This is a genomic window from Gangjinia marincola (assembly GCF_039523415.1).
GTDB lineage: Bacteria > Bacteroidota > Bacteroidia > Flavobacteriales > Flavobacteriaceae > Gangjinia > Gangjinia marincola.
Genome location: NZ_BAAAFG010000015.1, coordinates 444,109 through 465,705 on the forward strand (window position 1 = coordinate 444,109; position 21,597 = coordinate 465,705).

Here is a 21,597-nt window from a genome sequence, read left to right on the forward strand (position 1 = left end):
ATGAAAGAAGGACTAGTTAGCATAATCACTCCATCACATAATTCACAGCAGTACGTTAGCGATACTATAAAATCTGTACGTAATCAGGAATATGAAAACTGGGAACATATTATTGTGGATGATGCTTCAACAGATAATACCCTTAATGAGCTGAGAAAGCTAGCAATAGAGGATTCTCGCCTTAAGGTTATTTCATTAGATAAAAACTCTGGTAGTGCAGTGGCAAGAAATAAAGGAATAGAACACGCAAAAGGAGAGTTTATTACATTTATTGATAGCGATGACATCTGGTTTCCTAATTTTATATCCAGAAGCTTAGAAGAGATCAATATTACTGGTGTACCCTTTGTTTTTTCATCATATCGAAGATCGAATGAAGAATTAGAATTTATCTATTCAGACTTTGTTGTTCCTGCAAAGGTCGATTATGATGCCATATTGAAAAGTAATTCCATTGCCTGCTTAACTGCATTTATACACCTAAAGACGTTAGGCAAAAAGTATATGCCATTGGTTCGCAAGCGCCAAGATATGGGATTATGGTTAAGATACTTAAAGGATATCCCATTTGCTCAAGGGATTAAAGAACCTCTAGCGATCTACAGAATTCGCGAAAACTCTTTGTCTAGAAATAAGTTCAAATTAATTTCATCACAATGGTACTTTTATAGAAACGTAGAAGACTTATCTCTTTTAAAAAGTGCTTATTATATGGTGAACTGGATGTACTATGGATATTTGAAGTATAAAAATTAAATCAACGACTTAAATTGCTTTAATTTGCCTCGATTTGAGCGATCTAAAACTTCTTCTCGTTCATACGTAATTTTTAATCCTCCTTCTAAATATTCTTCAAAAGACTTTTCAATGAGATTCTTTTCTTCTGGAGTGAGGTTTTGATCACTTACATAGGATACAATAAAACGATCTAAGTGAGTTTGAGTGATTACAAACTCTTTTAATGCCTTATTGATATCCACTACTTTTTTAGTAATATAATAACACGTAAGACCAGCAGCAACTTTACCACTGGGTAATTTAATAATATCATCAACTCTACCTTTTACGTCGCTTAAAATTGTTTTTTTTGCGCTGGAGTCAGGTGAAATAATTCCGCGATCTCCAATTTTATATCGAATAATGGGATGCGCTTTGTTAAAAAGAGAAGTAACTACGATGTTGCCTTCTTCCCCGTACCTTACTGGTATATTGTGATCATCTAACACCTCTAAATGAAGGGTTGAGGTATCTATCTCAAATTCATCTAATGGATTTGTAAATGCCATTATTCCAACTTCAGATGCGCCATACTCATTTACAACTGGAACCCCTAACACTTTTGTGAGCATGGTTTTATCTTCGGGGAAAAGCATTTCTGCCGTGACAATACAAGCTTTTAGGGAAGGGCAGTAATCTTTTAAAATTATATTCTTGCTATCTAAATACCTTCCGAATAAAACAACAGAACTAGTATAGCCATTTATAGAAACAAATGGTTCCTTTTCAAATTTTATTAGAATTTTCTCAAGTCGTTCAACACCTAAATCAAAAATTGAAAAGCGATATCGATTGGCCATAAGATCTTTAAATCGCTCTTTCTTTCTGGCAACACCAGCCTTGGGAATTCCATAAAAACGTGCTTCTTTATCGACCCCATTTGTGATACCATGTTGGTTGTACAAAGCATTAATCCGTGCCCAGGTTAAAGCGTGGCAAAATTTGTCTTTCGCAAAAACAAAAGGATGTCCGCTGGACCCGGAAGTTTTATTTACATATATATTTTTAGGGTTAAATCCATCAGAAAGTCTTGCTTCAAGAGGTTGTTGTAAATCGCTTTTTGTGAGAATAGGAAGTTGCTCCCAATTTTGAGGAAGTATTCCTTTAGAAATTTCACGATAGAAGGAATTATGACGTTGATGAAATGTGACTATTTCAAGCTTTTTCTGCGTAATATAATTGGCGTAGTCAGCTTCTGGAATTTTCTGAATTTCTGCTAGCTTTTTCTTCGCCTCTAAAATTGGGAAGCCGTTTAAGCGTAAGGATAAATCAAATAAATTCAATGCTTAAAATATTAGGCAAGCAAGGTACAAACATTTATTTTTGATTTTAATTCATGAGCATCAATTTGCGATTGACGCATCAAAAAATACTTTAAATGAATATTCTTATCCTTGGATCAGGCGGCAGGGAGCACGCATTTGCTCATAAAATGGTGCAAAGCAAACAATGTGACCATCTTTATGTTGCCCCAGGCAACGCCGGTACACAAGCTATAGCCATCAATGTTCCATTAAACCTTAATGATTTTGCGGGAATAAAAAAGTTCGTCCTAGAGCATTCTATTAAAATGTTAGTTGTAGGACCTGAAGATCCTCTGGTAAATGGGATTTATGATTTTTTCAATGAGGATAAAGAACTTAATCATATTGCGGTTATTGGACCCTCTAAAAAAGCAGCTATGCTTGAGGGAAGTAAAGATTTTGCAAAACAGTTCATGCAAAAATATGACATCCCAACTGCGGCTTATCAAAGTTTTACTGCGGAAACACTTGATGCTGGAAAAGCATTTTTAGACAAGCTAAAAGCCCCTTATGTACTAAAAGCTGATGGCCTTGCTGCCGGAAAAGGAGTATTAATCCTTAACGATCTTGCCGAAGCTAAAGCAGAACTCACCCAAATGCTGACCAATAAAAAATTTGGAGCGGCAAGTGAGACTGTAGTTATTGAAGAATTTTTGAACGGACTCGAAATGAGCGTTTTTGTGATCACCGACGGGAAGAATTATAAAATCCTCCCTACAGCAAAAGACTATAAACGTATTGGTGAGGGTGACACTGGATTAAATACAGGCGGGATGGGAGCGATATCTCCTGTGCCATTTGTCGATGAAGCTCTCATGAAGAAAATTGAAGAAAAAGTCATCAAACCAACCATTCAAGGAATTCAAGCCGAAGCTATGCAATACAATGGATTTGTGTTCCTTGGATTGATCAATGTGGGCAATGAGCCTTATGTCATTGAATACAATGTACGCATGGGTGATCCTGAAACCGAAGTGGTACTACCTCGACTTAAATCAGATCTTGTTGAACTCTTTAAGCACACCGCAAATCAAAGCTTAGATGAGGTAGAATTAGAGATAGACTCCAATGCTGCTGCTACGGTTATGTTAGTATCTGGTGGATACCCCGAAGCGTACGAAAAAGGAAAAGTGATTCGCGGTGTTGAAACAATAGAGTCTTCAATTGTTTTTCATGCAGGAACGGCATTAAAAAATAATGAATTAGTGACGAATGGAGGAAGGGTGATTGCCGTAACCTCAATGGCTGAAGATTTCAAAAAAGCACTCGCTACTTCCTATCAAAATGTAGAACGCATATCTTTTGAAGGTAAATACATAAGAAAAGATATTGGCTTTGATCTCTAAAATAAAAAAATCCCTTTATATTATTTACAAAGGGATTTGAAAAAGCCGATGAGCATTGTAGGATTATCTAAAGTCCTTGTTGTGTAAAAAAGAATGTGAAATTACTTCACGGTTCTCTTCATTATTGTCATTGAATTTTTTCAATTGTATCATCCAATAGACAAATGCTACAAAACCAATAATCATAAAAATCCAGTTGAGTCCGTTTGCCATAAACCAACTTTCTAATTCAGTTGCGCGTAATGCTTCAAAAGGTGAAAATAAAAAATCAACAAAAAACGATTCGATACCTTTAAAAAAATCTTCCATATTGTATAAGTTCATCCTCTACTAAAAGAGAATTATCTTTAGGTTACAAAAGTAAGAAATTAGTATATGCTTACAAGCTTTTTTAAAAATTCTAAACCAATCAATTTTATCATGCTATTGGTTTATATGCTCTTGAGCTATATCCTCATTGTAATTTTTGCTCCAATATTTCCCATAGAGCTAGATATTGGCAGACAGGTGATTGTACTTTTATGCTTGCTGTCTACAGTTTTTGTAGTCCATCAAATGGCGGTAAAAAATCACCTTACCAGAGTGAATATGTTAGCATTACTTTTTTTTACAGGCTTTGTTTCTACGCTGGGATTAAGCTTTGATGATGTAAGCTTACTCTTTGCGAATGTATTGTGCGTAGTAGGTGTCTTTAGATTGGTCGAAACGAACGACACTCCAAAAGTTAAAGGTAAATTTTTTGATGCTGCATTGACTTTTGTAGTGGCAAGTTTGTTTTTCTCTTGGTGTAGTTTATTTCTAATACTTGTGTTTGTTGTGATCGCCATCAACGGGCGTAGAGATAAAAAGAACTTTTTTATTCCTTTTGTGGCTATTGGTGCGGTAGTTATACTATTGATAAGCATAGAAAATTTATTTGCGATACGTTTATTATCGGTGAATTATTCATCTTCGGGAGATTTTTCAATATATAATTCCGCACGGATTATCATTCCGCTAAGCTTTTTACTAACGCTACTCATTTGGTGCTTATTTACGTATCTTTCAGTACTTAAAAGAGCTTCGGCTAATATAAAAGGAGGTCATATTACTATTTTGGCATATCTGTTCTTTGCAATAGCATTAGTCTTATTAAGTCCGGTAAAAAAAGGATCAGAATTACTTTTTCTAGCGGCTCCCTTTTCCATCATAACAGCAAATTATTTTCAGCAAGAAGGCGATGCCTTATTTAAAGAAATACTACTGTGGATAATTATCCTGCTTCCATTCAGCTTATTTCTATATTCATAAACAGCGAAAGAAGTTTATCTTTGTACCCTAAGAGCTAAAACACATCTATGTTTTCAAAAAAAGCAAATACCATTTTTAAAGAAGTTATTAAAACCTATCACGTGGTGGATAAAGTAAACCAACCTTTTGCGAATCCATATGATAAGAATAGTGATTTAATCGCACATTTACTTTATCGTAAATGCTGGATTGATACGGTACAATGGCATTACGAAGACATTATAAGAGATCCGCAAATTGATCCCGTAGCTGCACTTACGCTAAAACGACAAATTGACTCATCTAATCAAGATCGAACAGATATGGTAGAGTACATTGACAGTTACTTTCTTGAAAAATATCAAGACGTTAAGCCAGATGAAAACGCTACCATAAACACAGAGAGTCCGGCCTGGGCAATAGATCGTTTATCTATCCTCGCATTGAAAATCTATCATATGCAAGAAGAAGCTTCACGCAGTGATGCAAGTGAAGCACATCAAAAATCGTGTAGAGCAAAACTAGATATTTTGTTAGAACAACGGGTAGATTTATCTTCTGCTATTGATCAATTATTACAGGATATTGCTTCTGGAGATAAGTACATGAAAGTATATAAGCAAATGAAGATGTACAACGATGATGAATTGAATCCAGTACTTAGAAAGCAAAAATAGATCGGGTGACAAAACCTTCAGCTCACATTTTAGTGGTACGCCTGTCTGCAATGGGAGATGTTGCTATGACCATTCCCTTATTACTCAATTTAGTTGAACGTTTCCCATCGGTAAAAATTACCGTAGTCACCCAGCATATGTTCGCAGCTATATTTTCATCCATAGAAAATGTTACTGTTCATCCTGCAGAAATTAGAGGAAAACACAAGGGAATATTGGGTCTACGTCGTTTAGCACAAGAGCTCAACGATATCAGTTATACCCATATTGCAGATTTGCACGATGTTATTCGCACAAAATTGTTGGGGATGTTTCTAGAAAATCGGCCTAAGGCAGTTATTGATAAGGGCAGAGCTCAAAAGAAAACGTTGGTACAATCTAATACTAAAATCCTTAAACAACTTAAGCCAACCCATCAGCGCTATGCAGATGTTTTTCAAACATTAGGATTTAAATTGTCGCTTGACCCAACGTTTCTCTCAAAACAAAAACTTTCAAAAAGAATCATCCAACTCACAGGGTCTCAACAAAAAAAATGGATTGGCATTGCTCCTTTTGCGGCTCACGCTGGAAAGCAATATTCGTTAGACCTGCTTAAGGTTGTCGTTAGAGAATTGATTGAACGCGACTACAGTATCTTTTTATTTGGTGCTTCAACTGAAGCCAACACGCTATCACGACTTAAAGAAGGTGATACTGTAATCATTGTAGCAGGAGAACTCACTTTTCCTGAAGAACTTGCACTTATCTCCAATCTCGACTTGATGATCAGTATGGATAGCGGGAATGGGCATCTAGCTGCAAATTATAATGTACCCGTCATTACGTTGTGGGGCGTAACCCATCCCTATGCAGGATTCACTCCGTTTGCTCAACCATTTGAACATCAACTACTCTCAGATCGTGAAACGTATCCTGCAATTCCAACTTCAATCTATGGAAATAAGTACCCTACGGGTTATGAAAATGCCATCAATACTATTACCCCGGCGATGCTAATTGAAAAAGTTGAAGAAGTGTTAGGGTAATTAAGCGATTTCAATTTGTATACGGGTCGCTTCGGCAAGCTTAAAGACTTCGATCAATGTTAACTTAGCTTGCGGTTGGCGGCTGATCTTGCTGAAGCTATACATCATCATAATCAACTACAACGGTATCGCTTGTAGGGTGGGCCTGGCAGGTTAGGATAAGTCCTTCGGCCACTTCACTATCCGTTAAAATTTGATTCTTTTTCATTTCGGCAGAGCCTTCTTTGATGCGTGCGATACAGCTGCTGCAAATTCCGCCTTGACATGAATAGGGTGTATCTAACTCTTTGTCCAAAGCAGCTTCTAAAATGGTTGACGTCTTAGGCATGTGAAAGGACGATTCTTCATCGTCAACAATTATTTTGATGGAGGTTTGACCATCTAAGTCAGTTTCTACTTTACCTTCTACATCATTTGTAGTAAACAACTCAAAATGAATCCGACTGTCGCCAACTCCTTGATCACTTAGTACCTCACTTACCATATCAATCATAGGCTTAGGACCGCATAAGTAATACGATGTGAAATCAAATGCGCTAAACTTATTTTTTAGCATGTAGTTCACGGTGCTTTTCTCAATTCGTCCAAATAGGCAGTTTTCTTCATTGGTTTGACTAAAGACATAATCCACAAAAAATCTGTCCTTATATTCCTGTTGTAATTCCAATAAATCTTCATAGAACATGGTAAGTTCTGGCGATTTGTTACCATACACCAAAGCAAATTTACTTTTACGCTCTTGTGTTAAGACCGTTTTTATGATAGATAAGATGGGAGTTATTCCGCTTCCGGCTGCGAAAGCAGCGTAAGCATTATCATTTTCGGGATTTGGAGTAAAGGTAAATTTGCCTTCCGGGGCATGAACTTCTAAAGTATCTCCTTCTTTAAGCTGTTGATTTGCATAACGGGAGAATGTACCCTGATCTACTTCTTTTACGCTTACGGTTAGTTTTCCGCTTGACGGAGAGCTACAAATCGAATAGGCTCTTCTAACTTCTTCACCATCAATGGTGGTTTTTAAGGTTACATATTGACCGGCTAAAAATGTAAATTCTTCTTCTAACTCTTGAGGAACGGTAAAGGTAATTGCGACTGATTTTACTGTAACACGTTCAATATGTTTTATGCGTAATGTATGAAATGCACCCATTCAGTATAAAATTTTGGCAAAAATAGAGAAGTGGATATAACTATTACTGTAACAAAATGATAAATTTGAGTACTAAAGAATAGCTAAGTCATTCATCCTATGTATAAACATTTTATTTCACTACAGTGGAAATCCTTTTTTAGATCAGCCAGCTTAGGAAAGAGTATTGCGTTAAAAATTTTAATGGCGTTCCTAGCGATTTATTTTGCAGTAGCTTTTTTAGTAATGGGCGTTGCACTCTACCCCGGTCTAAAGAAAGTATTTCCAGATCAGGATCCTGTGGTTTTAGTGAATCGTTTAGTATTACTTTGGTTAGCAGCAGAATTGGTGATACGCTTTTTTATGCAAACACTACCCGTAATAAGTATCAAACCCTTATTGATCAACAATGTTCCAAAGAAAAAAGTAGTACACTTTGTTTTACTTAAGTCTTTTGTAAGCTTTTTTAACCTGTTAGATCTTCTAATCATTATACCGTTTGCTGTTTTTGCGGCTAAAGAAGGAGACTACGGGGCGCTCAATATGGCTGCATGGGCATTTGCAATGATCTGTTTAGTATATGCAACCAACTATGCAAATTTCTTGATTAAAAAGAAGTTTGCAGATAATTTAAAGGCGTTCTTGCCATTTATAATCGTTGCAGTTGTTCTTATTGTCCTAGAATATTTAGATATATTTAGAATTACAGCGTTTACTGGGAAGATGCTTAATGCCCTTATAATCCAACCTTATTTAGCTATTATACCGCTACTCATTGTCGTAGGTCTTTATGTATGGAATTTTAATGTTCTCAACTCACGATTTTATTTAGATGCTTCTTTAAAAACAAAAACCAAAGAAGCTGAAACGACAGATTTAAGTTGGACGCGCAGATTTGGAGAGATTGCTCCATTTCTTCAGTTAGATCTTAAGCTTATTTGGCGCAATAAGCGCCCAAAGACTACTATTTGGCTATCTCTGGTGTTATTGGGGTATGGGTTGATCTTTTATCCGCAAGAAACGTACCAGGGAATGCCTGCTTTTTTTGTTTTTGTCGGGATTTTCATGACCGGGATTTTCATGATCAACTTTGGCCAGTTCATTCCTTCCTGGGATAGTGGGTATTACAGCATGATGATGTCGCAAAATATTCCATTACGAAAATATCTGGCATCTAAAGCGGGCTTAATCACGTTTAGTGTAGTAGTATTGTTTTTATTAAGTATACCATACGTATACTTTGGGTGGAATATTCTTGCCTTAAATGTAGCCTGTGCGTTGTATAATATTGGAGTAAATATTCCTGTCTTGCTTTTTGCAGGATCATTTAATAAAAAGAAAATCGACTTAGAAAAGAGCCCATTCATGAATTATCAAGGCACTGGGGCGACGCAATGGCTAGTGAGTTTACCACTAATGTTATTACCACTACTGATTTGGTACGGCGTCTACAAGCTTATTGGTTTTGATGCGGCTACAATTGTATTGGGAGTTCTAGGAATTATAGGTATTGCCTTGAGAGGATATTTTATGAATATCATTGCCGGGTATTACCGTAAGAATAAGTATAGCATGATTGCAGGGTTCAAACAAGAAGGAGAATAATTTTATATCTATATCACATGATCACATCTCAAAATCTTACGAAAAAATACAAAGGAGTTACAGTCCTGGATATTGAATCACTTGAAATACCAAAAGGACAAAGCTTTGGATTAGTAGGAAATAATGGAGCCGGAAAAACAACATATTTTAGTTTGCTGTTGGATCTAATTCAACCCACAACGGGTCATATCGAGAATAATGGAATTGCCGTTCATGAAAGTGAACAGTGGAAACCCTTCACCACCGCCTTTATTGATGAGAGCTTTTTAATCGGTTATTTAACACCTGAAGAGTATTTCTATTTCATAGGCGAACTTAGAGGTCAAAACAAAGCTGATATAAATGGGTTCTTAGAGCCGTTTAAAGAATTTTTTAATGATGAAATTCTAAACAAGAAAAAATACCTACGTGATCTATCTAAGGGAAATCAAAAAAAAGTAGGAATTGTCGCTTCATTCATCGGGCATCCTGAAGTGATCATTTTAGACGAACCTTTTGCAAACCTTGATCCATCGACTCAAATTAAGCTAAAAAAATTAATTCGAGAGCTGGCAGATAATAAAGAAATTACGGTATTAATTTCCAGCCATGACCTTAGCCATGTAACCGAAGTATGCGAACGAATCGTTGTGTTAGAAAAGGGAAAAGTTGTGAAAGATCTTGAAACAAGTACCGCCACGTTAACAGAATTAGAGCGATACTTTTCAGGAGAAGAAGTTGTTACGCAAGAGTAAATTTTATAGCTACAAAAAAGAAGCGTATTTTTGCCGCTCTCGTATACTAAAAAGAGTATCATAGAGTTAAGATCATAGATCTTTTTATGTTGAAAAAAATAACGTTTCTATCATTCGCAGCAGTCTTATTGCTTGTCGTATCGAGTTGTTCCAGGAAAAAAGATAACTGGCTCAACCGTAACTTTCATGCAATGGGCACCTACTATAATATTCTTTATAATGGTAATCTGGCATTAGAACAGGCTAAGCAACAGCTCCAGCAGAGTTATCAGGATAATTACTGGGAAATACTTCCCGTTGAGCGAATGGAGATTAAGGACGATATCGCATTACCCGGATCATCTACATCTGCCAGTGGATTTGATATTGCAGAAGAAAAAGCCACTAAAGCCATCCAAAAGCACGGCATGATCATAAAAGGTCGTGAAGCCAATTATCAAATGGACGAGGCGTTTTTATTGTTAGCAAAGTCCCGTTATTACGATCAACGATTTATTCCCGCATTAGATGCACTCAATTATATTCTCAACAGATACCCTACCAGCGATAAGGTCAATCATGTTAGGCTTTGGAAACAAAAAATCAATATACGCCTAGATTACAATGAAACAGCAATTGAGCGGCTTACTAAGATGATAGAGCAGGAGGATGATGATCTTGACCAAGAAGTTAAAGCAGATGCTTACGCAATGATAGCGCAGGCATATATAAATCTAGAAAATAAAGACAGCGCATTAGTTTCATTAAAAAGAGCTATACCTCTATTGAAAGATTATGAGAAAAAAGGCAGGCTGTTATACATCAAAGGGCAATTATATGATCGCTTGGCTAAGATAGATAGTGCAAATATGGCTTTTGATGAGGTGATAGCGCTAAATAGAAAAACACCAAGAATCTATCAGGCAAACGCATATTTTGAAAAAGCGGAAAACTTTGATACTACCAAAGAAGACATTATTGCCTTCAAAGAGTTGTTGATTGAATTAGAAGAAGACCGTGAAAACAGACCTTACCTTGATAAGATTTACGTTGAGTTTGCAGAGTTTTATAAAAAGCAAGACTCTGTCAATTTGGCCACGACATTTTACAATAAGTCTTTACGAACCAATAGTCCTGATAATTTTTTAAATGCGCGTTCCTACCTTACACTTGGAGACTTTAGCTTTGATGAAGCTAAATACCCAGTTGCGGGCGCGTATTACGATAGTACACTCACAAAATTAAATGAAAATACTAAACTTTTTAGGCGTATAAAGAGAAAAAGAGAAAATCTGGATGATGTAATTCTGTATGAAGGAATCGCCAAAGAGAAAGATAGTATTTTGTCTTTATTAGCCATGTCAAAAGAAGATCAGCGCCTCTTTTTTGAGGATTACATTGAACGTTTAAAACAAGCCGAATTAGCACGATTAGAAGCCGAAAAACAAGAAGCCATAGCTAAAAATCTTTATTCTAAGGTAAAAAACACTGCCGGAGCAAATAGAGGCTTTACCGGACTACCGGGTGATAAAACGCAATTTTATTTCTACAACCAAACCGTTGCTGCCTACGGTAAACAACAGTTTTTTGCGATATGGGGAGACATTGAACTTAAAGACGATTGGCGTTATACCTCTACCATAAGTGTAGGCTTATCTTCTACTGCTAAAGACATTGATAAATCCTCTGCTGTCGCCAAAAATAATCCTTTATACGACCCTGAAAATTATATATCCCAATTACCCACAGATCAAAATATTATTGACAGCATAAAAATAGACCGCGACTTTGCTTATTACCAGTTAGGGACAATTTATAAAGAAAAATTTGAAGAGTTTGAATTGTCTGAAGATAAGTTTACCGCTTTATTAAGTAATGAGCCCGAAGATCGCCTGATCATCCCTTCAAAATATAATCTCTATAAAATATATTTAGCGCAAAATAGGTTGGCTAAAGCCGAAGAAATCAAACAAAACATTATACAAAATCATCCGGATTCCAGATACGCTGCTATTCTTAAAAATCCAGATGGTTATAACCAAGAAATCAATAGCCCAGAAGCGATCTATACTGATCTTTATCGTTTATTTGACAAACAGGAATTTGAAAAGGTAATCGCTTCCGCAGAAAAATATATCACGCAGTTTAGTGGAGATCCCATAGTTCCCAAGTTTGAATTATTAAAAGCCACCGCTGCCGGAAAACTCTACGGGTTTAATACCTATAAATCTGGTATTAACTACGTTGCGCTTAACTATCCCCAGTCACCTGAAGGAAAAAAGGCCAACGAGTTATACAAAGAGAACATTCCGGTATTAGAAAATTCTGCCTTTGTAAGCGACACTGATCAACGAAAATTTCATGTGGTATATCCATATGATTATAAAAATATTGATCAGGCAATGGACTTGTCCCAAACACTTGCGCTTGCAATAGAGGATCTCAATTATGGCGATATGAGTGTTACACTGGACCGGTATAATCCAGATGAAATATTTGTGGTAGTTCATGGATTGAATACCAGTTTAGGAGCTCAAGGATTTGCAGAATTACTAGCAGAGCGCCGTGACTATAAAATTAAGAGACCTTTCTTCGTAATCTCCTCGGCAAATTATAAAATTGTAGAAATCCATAAAAATGTTGATATTTACAAGTCAAAAAAAGGACGAGGTGAGTTTTTAGTTGAAGAAAAATCAAAACCTTAGCCTTAAACTAACATATAAAAGACCCCAAATTATGTTTTCAGAAAAAAAACAAACCGCATCTGCAGACCTTTCTAAGGAGCAAAATAAAATTTCGCAAGGAACTACCATTAAAGGTGATATTATCGCCAAAGGTGGTTTTAGAATAGAAGGGAATATTGAAGGAACCGTTAAAACACCCGGCAAGGTAGTTGTGGGTCGTAGTGGCTACATCAATGGAAGCTTAGAATGCGAAAATGCAGACTTTGAAGGAAAGTTTAACGGTAAATTAAATGTATCTGGCACATTAACCCTTCGCTCTACAGCTCATATCGAAGGAGATGTGGTAATAGGTAAACTTGCTGTAGAACCAGGGGCAAACTTTAATGCAACCTGTTCTATGAAGGGCGGCGTAAAGTCATTATCTAATGACCAAAAGAAAGAAAGAACCGCTTAATCAGTGGGCTAAATTTTCAACCATTGCCTTCCAAATGGGGGCTACAATATTTTTAGGAAATTTATTGGGTTCTTGGCTAGATGAGGAATATGAGAAGGCTTTCTTTGAGCCTATGGTAACTTTATTTGCGATCTTTTTATCCATGTTTGTGGTAATTAGACAAGTCAATACCTTAAACAAATAGCAAATTGAAATTAGTTGTGGTTTATACCTCCTCACTTATCTTTGCGGGAGGTTTGCTTTTTTGGTCGCATAATTCGTACTTGGCTAACCAAGAAGAAGTCCTTCGATTCTCACTGCAAAGTATTTATCTCTATTTTGGTCTTTTTGCATTTTTGGTGATTGCTATTGCCGATTTTTTTTCATCATATCAACGAATTAAGCCTCAATTAGGCTTTATATATTTAGCAACAGTAGTAGTTAAGGTGTTAATTTTTTCTGTGGCTTATAGAAACGCTATTTTTTCAATTGAAAAGCTAGCGCTGATAGAGCGCCTATCGTTGCTTATTCCAGCATTATTTTTTCTCTTTTTCGAAGTGATTTTTATGGCTAAAATTCTCAATAGGAAACAACGCTAAAAATTATACTTATTAGTCATTTTTAAATAGGATTTATTCCTTACATTTGCGCCGAATTTCAGGAAGCTAATTTTTTGATCAAGAAGGAATGGAGTTAAAATTAAAATCTTTTAGTTTACTTATCTTATTTTTAATGTTGACAGCTCCTGTCAATATCTTCGCTAAGTCAGAATCTTCTAACGAAGGAGATCGGGTCAATACAGACAAAGAAATTAACGAATATATACTTCATCATATCAAAGATGCACATGACTTTCATTTGTATTCTTATACAAACGATGCTGGTGAGCGCAAGCATGTAGGTTTTCCACTGCCTGTAATTCTTTGGTCAAGTGAAGGTTTAGTAACCTTTATGTCTTCAGCGTTTCATCATGATGATGAAGGAGAGGTTGTGGTAGAGAAAAATGGCGCCAGATTCGTAAAAGTCCACGGTAAGATATATGAATTAGAACAAGGAGCTACAACGGTTCGCTTTGATGAAGAAAGTCATCCCATTAATGCATCAAAACCCCTAGATCTTTCTATTACAAAAAGTGTTTTTGGAATCCTTGTCATCGGATTACTTATGTTGTTTTGGTTTTCTTCTTTAGCAAGACAATACAAAAAGAAAAATATCCCCACAGGTTTTGGAAGAGTATTAGAGCCTCTTGTAATCTATGTTCGCGACGAAATAGCAAAACCTAATATCGGACCAAAATACAGAAGATTTACAGGGTATTTAATGACTGTATTTTTTTTCATTTGGATTTTAAACCTTGCAGGCTTGACTCCGCTAGGATTTAATGTTACCGGTCAAATAGCAGTTACCGCTGCGTTGGCAATATTCACTCTAATTATCTATACATTTAGCGGGAACAAAGATTATTGGATGCACATGCTTTGGATGCCTGGTGTTCCTTATTTATTGAGACCTGTCTTAGCGATTATTGAGCTAGCGGGTGCTTTTCTAATCAAACCTTTCTCTTTATTAGTGCGTCTGTTTGCAAATATTAGTGCAGGACATATCGTGGTAATGAGTTTGATTGCTATAATGATCACACTTAAAGCTCAAATGACGGCTGTAGGTTCAACGACTTTATCATTTGCATTATCGCTATTTATAACCTTGATAGAAGTACTTGTTGCTTTCTTACAAGCATATATTTTTACCATGTTATCTGCGCTGTTCATAGGCATGGCTGTTGCAGAACATGATCACGATCATGGGCATGAAGAGGCTGGTGTCGCAGAAGAAGTAAAAGAGAATTTTATTTAGAATTTTTTGTTTAATTATTTATATATTTTGTTATGACAGTTCCAAATTTAGTAGGTGCAGGTTTAATCGTAATCGGTGCTGGTATTGGTCTAGGACAGATTGGTGGTAAGGCAATGGAAGGTATTGCTCGTCAACCTGAAGCGACTGGAAAAATCCAGACTGCAATGATTATCATTGCTGCACTTCTTGAAGGTTTAGCATTTGGTGCTCTTTTCTTAGGAAAGTAAGCCATAAAACCAAAACATCATGAACCTGCAACGGTTGGTTGCAGGACATGATGTTAATTAAACAAACAAAGATTTAGAAGAAACAATTATGGATCAATTATTAAACGATTTTTCACCAGGGCTGTTTATTATGCAAACAGTCATACTGTTGGTTCTTATTTTTTTGATGGTAAAATTTGCCTGGAAACCAATTCTCAACTCACTCAATGAACGAGAAGAAGGTATACAGGGAGCTCTTGATGCAGCCGAAGCCGCAAAAAGAGAAATGCAAAACCTTAAGGCAGACAATGATCAACTCTTGCAAGAAGCAAGAACAGAACGCGATTCGTTATTAAAAGATGCCCGTGCAATGAAAGACAAGATGATCGCAGATGCTACTGATGAGGCACAAGCAAAAGCAGATTTAATCTTGATTAAAGCCCAAGAAGCTATCCAGAGTGAAAAGCAAGCTGCTTTAGCAGATATCAAAAACCAGGTGGCAAAAATTTCTGTAGAAATTGCAGAGAAAATGGTACGTCATGAGCTTGATAACAAAGACAAGCAAATGAAATTAGTTGATGACATGTTAGGTGATGTTACCTTAAATTAATACCAATGACGAGTAGAGCATCCATACGTTACGCGAGAGCATTACTGGAACTGGCACAGGAAAAAGGAAGTGCTAAAAAGGTATATGTAGATATGCAGCAAATCAAAGATACATTAGCCTTAAATGGAGAACTTTCAGGGGTATTAATGGGTGCTGTGATTGCGTCAGATATCAAGCGAAACGTACTTAGAAGTGTGTTTAAAAATGCTTCTGCAGAAACCATGAATCTATTTGATGTGCTTATCGAGAATAAGCGTGTTGAGATTCTGGATGATATCGCTGCGAAGTATATTCAGCTTTATGATAAATTGAATAACAGCCAGGTTGCAACAGTCACCACGGCTGTACCTTTGACTAAGGATATGGAGAAAAAGATCGTGGCTAAGGTTAAAGAACTTACAGGCCATGAAGCTAGTATAAAAAACACAATTGATGAAAGCATTCTCGGTGGTTTTGTTCTACGAGTAGGTGATCTTCAATATAATGCGAGCATAGCAGGGAAGCTAAGTGCACTAAAACGAGAGTTAACAACAGACGCGTACGTGTCTAAATTATAATATAGAATACTATTACTAAACGCTTACAACAATGGCAGAAGTAAATCCAGCTGAAGTTTCAGCAATATTAAAAGAGCAACTTTCAGGTTTTGAAGCAAAAGCTTCACTTGATGAAGTGGGTACCATCCTAGAAGTAGGTGATGGTATTGCACGTGTGTACGGTTTGGGTAACGCACAATACGGTGAATTGGTAGAGTTTGAGGCCGGTCTTGAAGGGATCGTACTTAACCTTGAAGAGGATAATGTAGGTGTGGTACTTTTAGGTCCTTCCAGCATGCTTAAGGAGGGAGATACGGTAAAACGTACACAGCGTATTGCTTCGATTAATGTGGGTGAAGGAATCGTAGGCCGTGTAGTAGATACCTTAGGAAATCCTATCGATGGTAAAGGTCCTATTGAAGGCGAAACCTTTGAAATGCCTCTTGAGCGTAAGGCTCCTGGAGTAGTTTTTCGTCAGCCGGTAACTGAGCCATTACAAACTGGGATTAAAGCAATTGATGCGATGGTACCGATTGGTAGAGGACAACGTGAGTTGGTGATTGGTGACCGTCAAACAGGTAAAACAACCGTTTGTATTGATACCATTCTTAATCAAAAAGAATTTTATGACGCTGGTGAGCCGGTATATTGTATTTACGTAGCAATTGGTCAAAAAGCATCTACTGTTGCCGGGATTGCTAAAGTGTTAGAAGATAAAGGAGCGCTTGCCTATACGACTATAGTAGCAGCAAATGCATCAGATCCTGCACCAATGCAGGTTTATGCACCATTTGGTGGAGCCGCAATCGGGGAGTACTTTAGAGATACAGGTCGCCCTGCATTAATTATTTATGATGATTTATCTAAGCAAGCGGTAGCGTATCGTGAGGTATCTCTTTTACTACGTCGTCCACCGGGACGTGAAGCGTATCCTGGAGATGTATTTTACCTTCACTCACGTTTGTTAGAGCGTGCGGCTAAGGTGATTGATGATGATACGATCGCAAAAAACATGAATGACTTACCAGATTCACTTAAGGATAAGGTAAAAGGAGGAGGTTCATTAACGGCATTGCCATTGATTGAAACTCAAGCAGGAGATGTATCTGCCTATATCCCTACAAACGTAATTTCGATTACAGATGGTCAGATTTTCTTGACATCAGATTTATTTAATTCAGGTGTTCGCCCGGCGATTAACGTAGGTATTTCGGTATCACGTGTTGGGGGATCTGCGCAGATTAAATCCATGAAGAAAGTTGCCGGAACCTTAAAACTGGATCAGGCACAGTTTAGAGAATTAGAGGCTTTTGCTAAGTTTGGATCTGATCTTGATGCAGCTACGCTTAATGTGATTGAAAAAGGTAAGCGTAACGTAGAGATCCTTAAGCAAGCACAAAATGATCCATATCCGGTAGAAAATCAAATTGCAATTATTTATGCAGGTTCAAAAAACTTGCTTAGAGACGTGCCGGTAGAGAAGGTAAAAGAATTTGAGGCAGAATACCTTGAGTTTTTAGATGCAAAGCACAGGGATACGTTAGATACGTTGAAAGCAGGTAAATTAACCGATGAGGTGATTGACACCCTTACAGCAGTAGCTAAGGATTTATCTTCTAAGTATTAATATCCCATCCTAACCTTCCCAAAGGGAAGGAAAACAAGGAGGAACGGTTTGATAAAGTATAACTAAAAAAGTCCTTTCCTTAGGAAAGGATTTAGGATAGGAAGAATGGCAAACTTAAAAGAATTACGCGGTAGAATCACGTCGATTAGTTCAACGATGCAGATCACCAGTGCCATGAAAATGGTATCTGCGGCAAAGCTGAACAAGGCACAAGACGCTATTACAAAAATGCGTCCCTACGCGACTAAGTTGACCGAGTTATTACAATCCTTAAGTGCAAGTCTTGAAGGAGATAGCGCAAGCGTTTATTCAGAAAAGCGTGATGTGAATAACGTACTTATTATTGCAGTCTCTTCTAATAGAGGCTTAGCCGGAGCCTTTAATTCAAATATTGTCAAAGGCGTAAAAGCTTTGGCGACAAATGAATTTGCAGGCAAGAACATGCAGCTTTTGACTATTGGTAAAAAGGCAAATGATATTCTTTCAAAGGAGTTTAAAATTTATAAAAATATCACAGCAATTTTTGATGATATGTCCTTTGAAAATTCTGAGACGATTAGCGAAGAAGTGATGACCGCTTTCGCGGAAGGTACTTACGACAAAGTAGTATTGATTTATAATAAGTTTAAAAATGCTGCAACGCAAATCGTTACTACAGAGCAATATTTACCCTTAGTAACCGAAGAAGCTGAAGAAACCAAAGTACAAGAGTATATTTTTGAGCCAGAGCAAGAAGAGATCGTACAGGGATTAATTCCCAAGGCGCTTAAAATGCAATTGTACAAAGCTTTAAGAGATTCTGTAGCGGCAGAGCATGGGGCACGTATGACGGCCATGCACAAAGCAACAGATAATGCTACCGAGTTAAGAGACCAACTTAAACTCACCTACAACAAAGCAAGACAGGCATCCATCACCAATGAGATTCTTGAAATTGTTGGAGGAGCAGAGGCTCTGAATAATTAGGCGCAAGCCAAATGTTCCAAAAAGCGGAAGCTCTGAATAATTAAACGCATTCCGCGTCCGCATGTCACCGAAGCTTCAGCGGAGGAGCAAAGCGGGAATCTTCTTAAACTTCATTAAGAAGTTAAATCGTTCAATAACATTAAATCCCTTGTGATAACTCACAAGGGATTTCTTATTTTGGTGCATCAGCTAACTTGTAGTAAATCGTTTTGTTGGCACTAACTTTGTTCATACTTTTAACCTAAATAGATTTCTTGACTTAGCTGGTGCTTATAAAGGAATTTAAAACAACTATGATGAGAGTACTTCTTTTGACTTTGGTAACTATATTTTCTGCAGGATGCGCGACGCAAAACAAATTCGTTGCTCAAGACAAATCTCCCTTTCAATTTGGTGAAGCGTACTATCACGAGTGGACAGCCGGTATCCAGGGTGGAGGATCAGGGATTAATTTATTTATTCCTGCATCCAGTGAGAAAGACAACTTAAAATTACACGGAGTGTATTTTCAAAATCAAATGGTCGTTTTACAACAAGACACCAGAGAACCCGGACTTTATGTAGGCCGATTTAGAACAGATAAAAATCCTATAGGTAAGGATCAGGCCGATATGATTATGGACATTGATCCTGCTAAAGAAGCTCAGAATGAGGTGCCCCAAAAGAACGAAGATTTTCCCTTTGACCTGACTAAAAGTGAAGCTGTAGTAAGTTATAAGGTAGACCAAAAAATGCATTACATCAAGCTTGACAAGATCAAAAAAATGCCAAACATGGATATGCCCATGATAGCACCCAATGGCGGTAACGACAGCAAACAATAGCTGTTCATATTCTCTTGATTCTTCAGTTTAAATTATTCTCAAGACGGCTTCAATTTGCGTATTTTTATGACTTAAATTTTCGCAATTGAGCGTCTTTAAAAAGCTTTTTCAGCAAACATTTATCTATGGATTAGCCACGGTACTGCCCAGAGCAATAGGCTTTATTCTCGTACCCTTATTCACCAGCGTTTTAAAAAATAATGAATATGGTGTCTACGCTTCCTTGATGGGATATCTTATTCTTGGTAACGTATTGCTTTCTTACGGGATGGAAACTGCCTTTTTTAGGTTTGTTAACAAACATAAAGACCAAAAAGCAGCGATTCAATCCACTACACTCACTTCACTAACCATATCAACACTAATTTTTATTGGCGTAGCAATCCTCTGCAGAGATTCATTAGCAAACCTGCTGGACTACAGAACAGATTTTATCACCTATGGGCTTTTAATTTTAGGTCTTGATGCATTAGCCGTATTACCCTTTGTGTGGTATAGAGCTAATGAGCGTCCGCTGAGGTATGCGACCATCAAAATCATCAATGTGCTCATCAACCTGCTACTCAATATCTTTTTCTTGGTATGGCTACCAAAATTAGCCTTAGAGACGGGCATATGGCGAACGATTTATGTTCCAAACCATCAAATCGCTTATATATTTATCGCAAATCTCATCGCAAGTGCCATTACTTTAGGATTACTTTCGCCTTTATATGCTAAAATTCGGTTTGGGTTTGATGCAACTATTTGGAAAGGGATGATGAAATATGCCCTCCCCGTACTTGTTGCAGGTTTAGCATTTACCATCAATGAAGCCTTAGATAAAATATTATTGAGATACCTTCTGCCAGATGATATTGCTGATAGTCAAACAGGTATTTATAGCGCTTGCTATAAAATAGGCGTTTTTATGGCACTTTTTGGTACTGCTTTTAGGTTGGGAATTGAGCCATTCTTTTTTAATCACGCTTCTGCAAAAAATGCCCAGAACACTTACGCCCAAATCACTCTATACTTTAGCATATTTGGCAGTATTATTCTATTAGCAGTCATAGCTTTTCAGGATAATATTAAACGACTCCTTATTCCAGATTCGAGTTACTGGGAAGGAATAGAAATCGTTCCTATTATTCTCTTGGCAAACTTATGCTTAGGACTTTACCACAATCTTTCGGTTTGGTATAAAATTACAGACCGTACCAAATTCGGCGCATATATTTCGGTGGTTGGAGCAGTTATAACCATTGCTATAAATATAATTTTTATTCCGCTATACGGCTACATGGCTTCGGCGGTAGCGACCTTGATGGCATACGCGACCATGATGGTGTTATCCTATAGTTTCGGAAGAAAGTATTACAAAGTTCCCTACAACCTCAAAAAGATTTTAGGCTATGTTTTAACCGCGACCTTATTTTCAGCAATATCATTTTATGGCTTTCGCCAAAACTTAGCCGTAGGGATTGGCTTATTAGTCTTGTTTATTGGACTAGTGTATTGGCAAGAACAAAAGCAATTAAAACGTATTTTTGCCGAAAGTAAATCAACTTAGCAACAACTAAAAGTTCAACATATGAACATATGCATTATAAATCAATCCTCACACGAACTACCGGCATACGAAACTGCAGGTTCTGCGGGCATGGATGTTAGAGCCAGTATTGCAGAGTCAATTACATTAAAACCCTTAGAAAGGGCAATAGTAAAAACCGGCTTGTTTATTGCACTACCACAAGGCGTAGAGGCACAAGTACGACCCCGCAGTGGTCTGGCGGCAAAAAAAGGAATTACTGTGCTCAACGCACCCGGTACGATTGACGCAGATTATAGAGGAGAGATTGGAGTCATCTTGATTAATTTGTCTCAAGAAGAATTTGTCGTGCAGGATGGGGAGCGCATAGCTCAATTAGTCATTGCGAAACACGAACAACCTAAGTGGGAAGAAGTAGAAGTATTGGACGAAACCACCCGCGGGAGTGGAGGTTTCGGCAGTACAGGAGTAAAATAAA

Annotated in this window: 23 protein-coding genes; 20 read left to right on the top strand and 3 right to left on the bottom strand. The window is 37.2% G+C overall.

The window, feature by feature from the left end:
• Positions 1 to 756: a glycosyltransferase family 2 protein gene (locus ABD000_RS09820; RefSeq protein ID WP_343766676.1), complete on the top strand. Its 756-nt coding sequence runs from the start codon at positions 1 to 3 to the stop codon at positions 754 to 756.
• On the opposite strand, the gene ABD000_RS09825 is transcribed toward ABD000_RS09820, so the two are convergent.
• Positions 753 to 2,060 (bottom strand): phenylacetate--CoA ligase family protein, encoded by a 1,308-nt coding sequence (locus tag ABD000_RS09825; RefSeq protein WP_343766679.1) that lies wholly within the window; start codon positions 2,058 to 2,060, stop codon positions 753 to 755. The two genes, ABD000_RS09820 and ABD000_RS09825, sit on opposite strands and share 4 nt — an antisense overlap.
• 95 nt (positions 2,061 to 2,155) lie before the next feature.
• Between ABD000_RS09825 and purD the strand changes: the two genes are divergently transcribed.
• Positions 2,156 to 3,427, top strand: coding sequence for a phosphoribosylamine--glycine ligase (gene purD, locus ABD000_RS09830; protein WP_343766682.1), 1,272 nt, complete (start codon positions 2,156 to 2,158; stop codon positions 3,425 to 3,427).
• A 63-nt stretch (positions 3,428 to 3,490) separates the two neighbouring features.
• Here the strand turns inward: purD and ABD000_RS09835 are convergent, their stop codons facing one another.
• Positions 3,491 to 3,736 carry a DUF6341 family protein gene (locus tag ABD000_RS09835; RefSeq protein WP_343766685.1) on the bottom strand — a complete coding sequence of 82 codons (246 nt, stop codon included), beginning with the start codon at positions 3,734 to 3,736 and terminating at the stop codon, positions 3,491 to 3,493.
• A 66-nt stretch (positions 3,737 to 3,802) separates the two neighbouring features.
• Here ABD000_RS09835 and ABD000_RS09840 point away from each other — a divergent pair, with 66 nt between their 5' ends.
• The 3 genes from ABD000_RS09840 to ABD000_RS09850 are packed head-to-tail and all read left to right on the top strand — an operon-like array spanning position 3,803 to position 6,401.
• Positions 3,803 to 4,717, top strand: a complete 915-nt coding sequence (locus ABD000_RS09840; RefSeq protein WP_343766688.1) for a DUF6427 family protein — start codon at positions 3,803 to 3,805, stop codon at positions 4,715 to 4,717.
• Positions 4,718 to 4,764: 47 nt separating this feature from the next.
• Entirely contained in the window at positions 4,765 to 5,373 is a 609-nt protein-coding gene (locus ABD000_RS09845) for a DUF4254 domain-containing protein (RefSeq protein WP_343766691.1), read from the top strand.
• 5 nt (positions 5,374 to 5,378) lie between these two features.
• The gene (locus ABD000_RS09850) at positions 5,379 to 6,401 is read left to right on the top strand and encodes a glycosyltransferase family 9 protein (protein ID WP_343766696.1); all 1,023 of its coding nucleotides are present in this window, start codon (positions 5,379 to 5,381) and stop codon (positions 6,399 to 6,401) included.
• 97 nt (positions 6,402 to 6,498) lie between these two features.
• Here ABD000_RS09850 and ABD000_RS09855 read toward each other — a convergent pair whose 3' ends face one another.
• Entirely contained in the window at positions 6,499 to 7,551 is a 1,053-nt protein-coding gene (locus tag ABD000_RS09855; RefSeq protein ID WP_343766702.1) for a 2Fe-2S iron-sulfur cluster-binding protein, read from the bottom strand.
• Positions 7,552 to 7,650: 99 nt separating this feature from the next.
• On the opposite strand from ABD000_RS09855, the gene ABD000_RS09860 reads away from it, so the two are divergent.
• The 15 genes from ABD000_RS09860 to dut all read left to right on the top strand — a co-directional run bounded on the left by ABD000_RS09860 (position 7,651) and on the right by dut (position 21,596).
• Positions 7,651 to 9,135: a DUF5687 family protein gene (locus ABD000_RS09860; protein ID WP_343766705.1), complete on the top strand. Its 1,485-nt coding sequence runs from the start codon at positions 7,651 to 7,653 to the stop codon at positions 9,133 to 9,135.
• A 17-nt stretch (positions 9,136 to 9,152) separates the two neighbouring features.
• A complete protein-coding gene (locus ABD000_RS09865; protein WP_343766707.1) occupies positions 9,153 to 9,869 on the top strand; it encodes an ABC transporter ATP-binding protein in 717 nt (238 codons plus the stop codon).
• Between the two features lie 86 nt (positions 9,870 to 9,955).
• Positions 9,956 to 12,553 (top strand): type IX secretion system periplasmic lipoprotein PorW/SprE, encoded by a 2,598-nt coding sequence (gene porW / locus ABD000_RS09870; protein ID WP_486323393.1) that lies wholly within the window; start codon positions 9,956 to 9,958, stop codon positions 12,551 to 12,553.
• A gap of 31 nt (positions 12,554 to 12,584) precedes the next feature.
• Positions 12,585 to 12,986: a bactofilin family protein gene (locus tag ABD000_RS09875; RefSeq protein WP_343766711.1), complete on the top strand. Its 402-nt coding sequence runs from the start codon at positions 12,585 to 12,587 to the stop codon at positions 12,984 to 12,986.
• Positions 12,958 to 13,170 carry an AtpZ/AtpI family protein gene (locus tag ABD000_RS09880; protein WP_343766714.1) on the top strand — a complete coding sequence of 71 codons (213 nt, stop codon included), beginning with the start codon at positions 12,958 to 12,960 and terminating at the stop codon, positions 13,168 to 13,170. Before ABD000_RS09875 ends, ABD000_RS09880 begins: the two co-directional genes overlap by 29 nt.
• 4 nt (positions 13,171 to 13,174) lie before the next feature.
• On the top strand, positions 13,175 to 13,564 hold the full coding sequence (locus ABD000_RS09885) for a DUF6168 family protein (RefSeq protein WP_343766716.1): 390 nt from the start codon (positions 13,175 to 13,177) through the stop codon (positions 13,562 to 13,564).
• An 88-nt stretch (positions 13,565 to 13,652) separates the two neighbouring features.
• Positions 13,653 to 14,819, top strand: a complete 1,167-nt coding sequence (gene atpB / locus ABD000_RS09890) for a F0F1 ATP synthase subunit A (RefSeq protein WP_425545359.1) — start codon at positions 13,653 to 13,655, stop codon at positions 14,817 to 14,819.
• Between the two features lie 32 nt (positions 14,820 to 14,851).
• Complete coding sequence (atpE, locus tag ABD000_RS09895) at positions 14,852 to 15,046, top strand: ATP synthase F0 subunit C (RefSeq protein WP_343766718.1); 195 nt, start codon at positions 14,852 to 14,854, stop codon at positions 15,044 to 15,046.
• An 88-nt stretch (positions 15,047 to 15,134) separates the two neighbouring features.
• Positions 15,135 to 15,635: a F0F1 ATP synthase subunit B gene (locus tag ABD000_RS09900; protein ID WP_343766720.1), complete on the top strand. Its 501-nt coding sequence runs from the start codon at positions 15,135 to 15,137 to the stop codon at positions 15,633 to 15,635.
• A 5-nt stretch (positions 15,636 to 15,640) separates the two neighbouring features.
• The gene (atpH, locus tag ABD000_RS09905; RefSeq protein WP_343766722.1) at positions 15,641 to 16,192 is read left to right on the top strand and encodes an ATP synthase F1 subunit delta; all 552 of its coding nucleotides are present in this window, start codon (positions 15,641 to 15,643) and stop codon (positions 16,190 to 16,192) included.
• Positions 16,193 to 16,223: 31 nt separating this feature from the next.
• Complete coding sequence (atpA, locus tag ABD000_RS09910; RefSeq protein ID WP_343766725.1) at positions 16,224 to 17,798, top strand: F0F1 ATP synthase subunit alpha; 1,575 nt, start codon at positions 16,224 to 16,226, stop codon at positions 17,796 to 17,798.
• 105 nt (positions 17,799 to 17,903) lie between these two features.
• Positions 17,904 to 18,764, top strand: a complete 861-nt coding sequence (atpG, locus tag ABD000_RS09915; RefSeq protein WP_343766727.1) for an ATP synthase F1 subunit gamma — start codon at positions 17,904 to 17,906, stop codon at positions 18,762 to 18,764.
• Between the two features lie 296 nt (positions 18,765 to 19,060).
• Positions 19,061 to 19,588, top strand: coding sequence for a hypothetical protein (locus ABD000_RS09920; RefSeq protein ID WP_343766730.1), 528 nt, complete (start codon positions 19,061 to 19,063; stop codon positions 19,586 to 19,588).
• An 85-nt stretch (positions 19,589 to 19,673) separates the two neighbouring features.
• The gene (locus ABD000_RS09925; RefSeq protein WP_343766732.1) at positions 19,674 to 21,140 is read left to right on the top strand and encodes an oligosaccharide flippase family protein; all 1,467 of its coding nucleotides are present in this window, start codon (positions 19,674 to 19,676) and stop codon (positions 21,138 to 21,140) included.
• Between the two features lie 21 nt (positions 21,141 to 21,161).
• Positions 21,162 to 21,596, top strand: a complete 435-nt coding sequence (dut, locus tag ABD000_RS09930; RefSeq protein WP_343766734.1) for a dUTP diphosphatase — start codon at positions 21,162 to 21,164, stop codon at positions 21,594 to 21,596.
• Position 21,597: the final 1 nt, after the last annotated feature.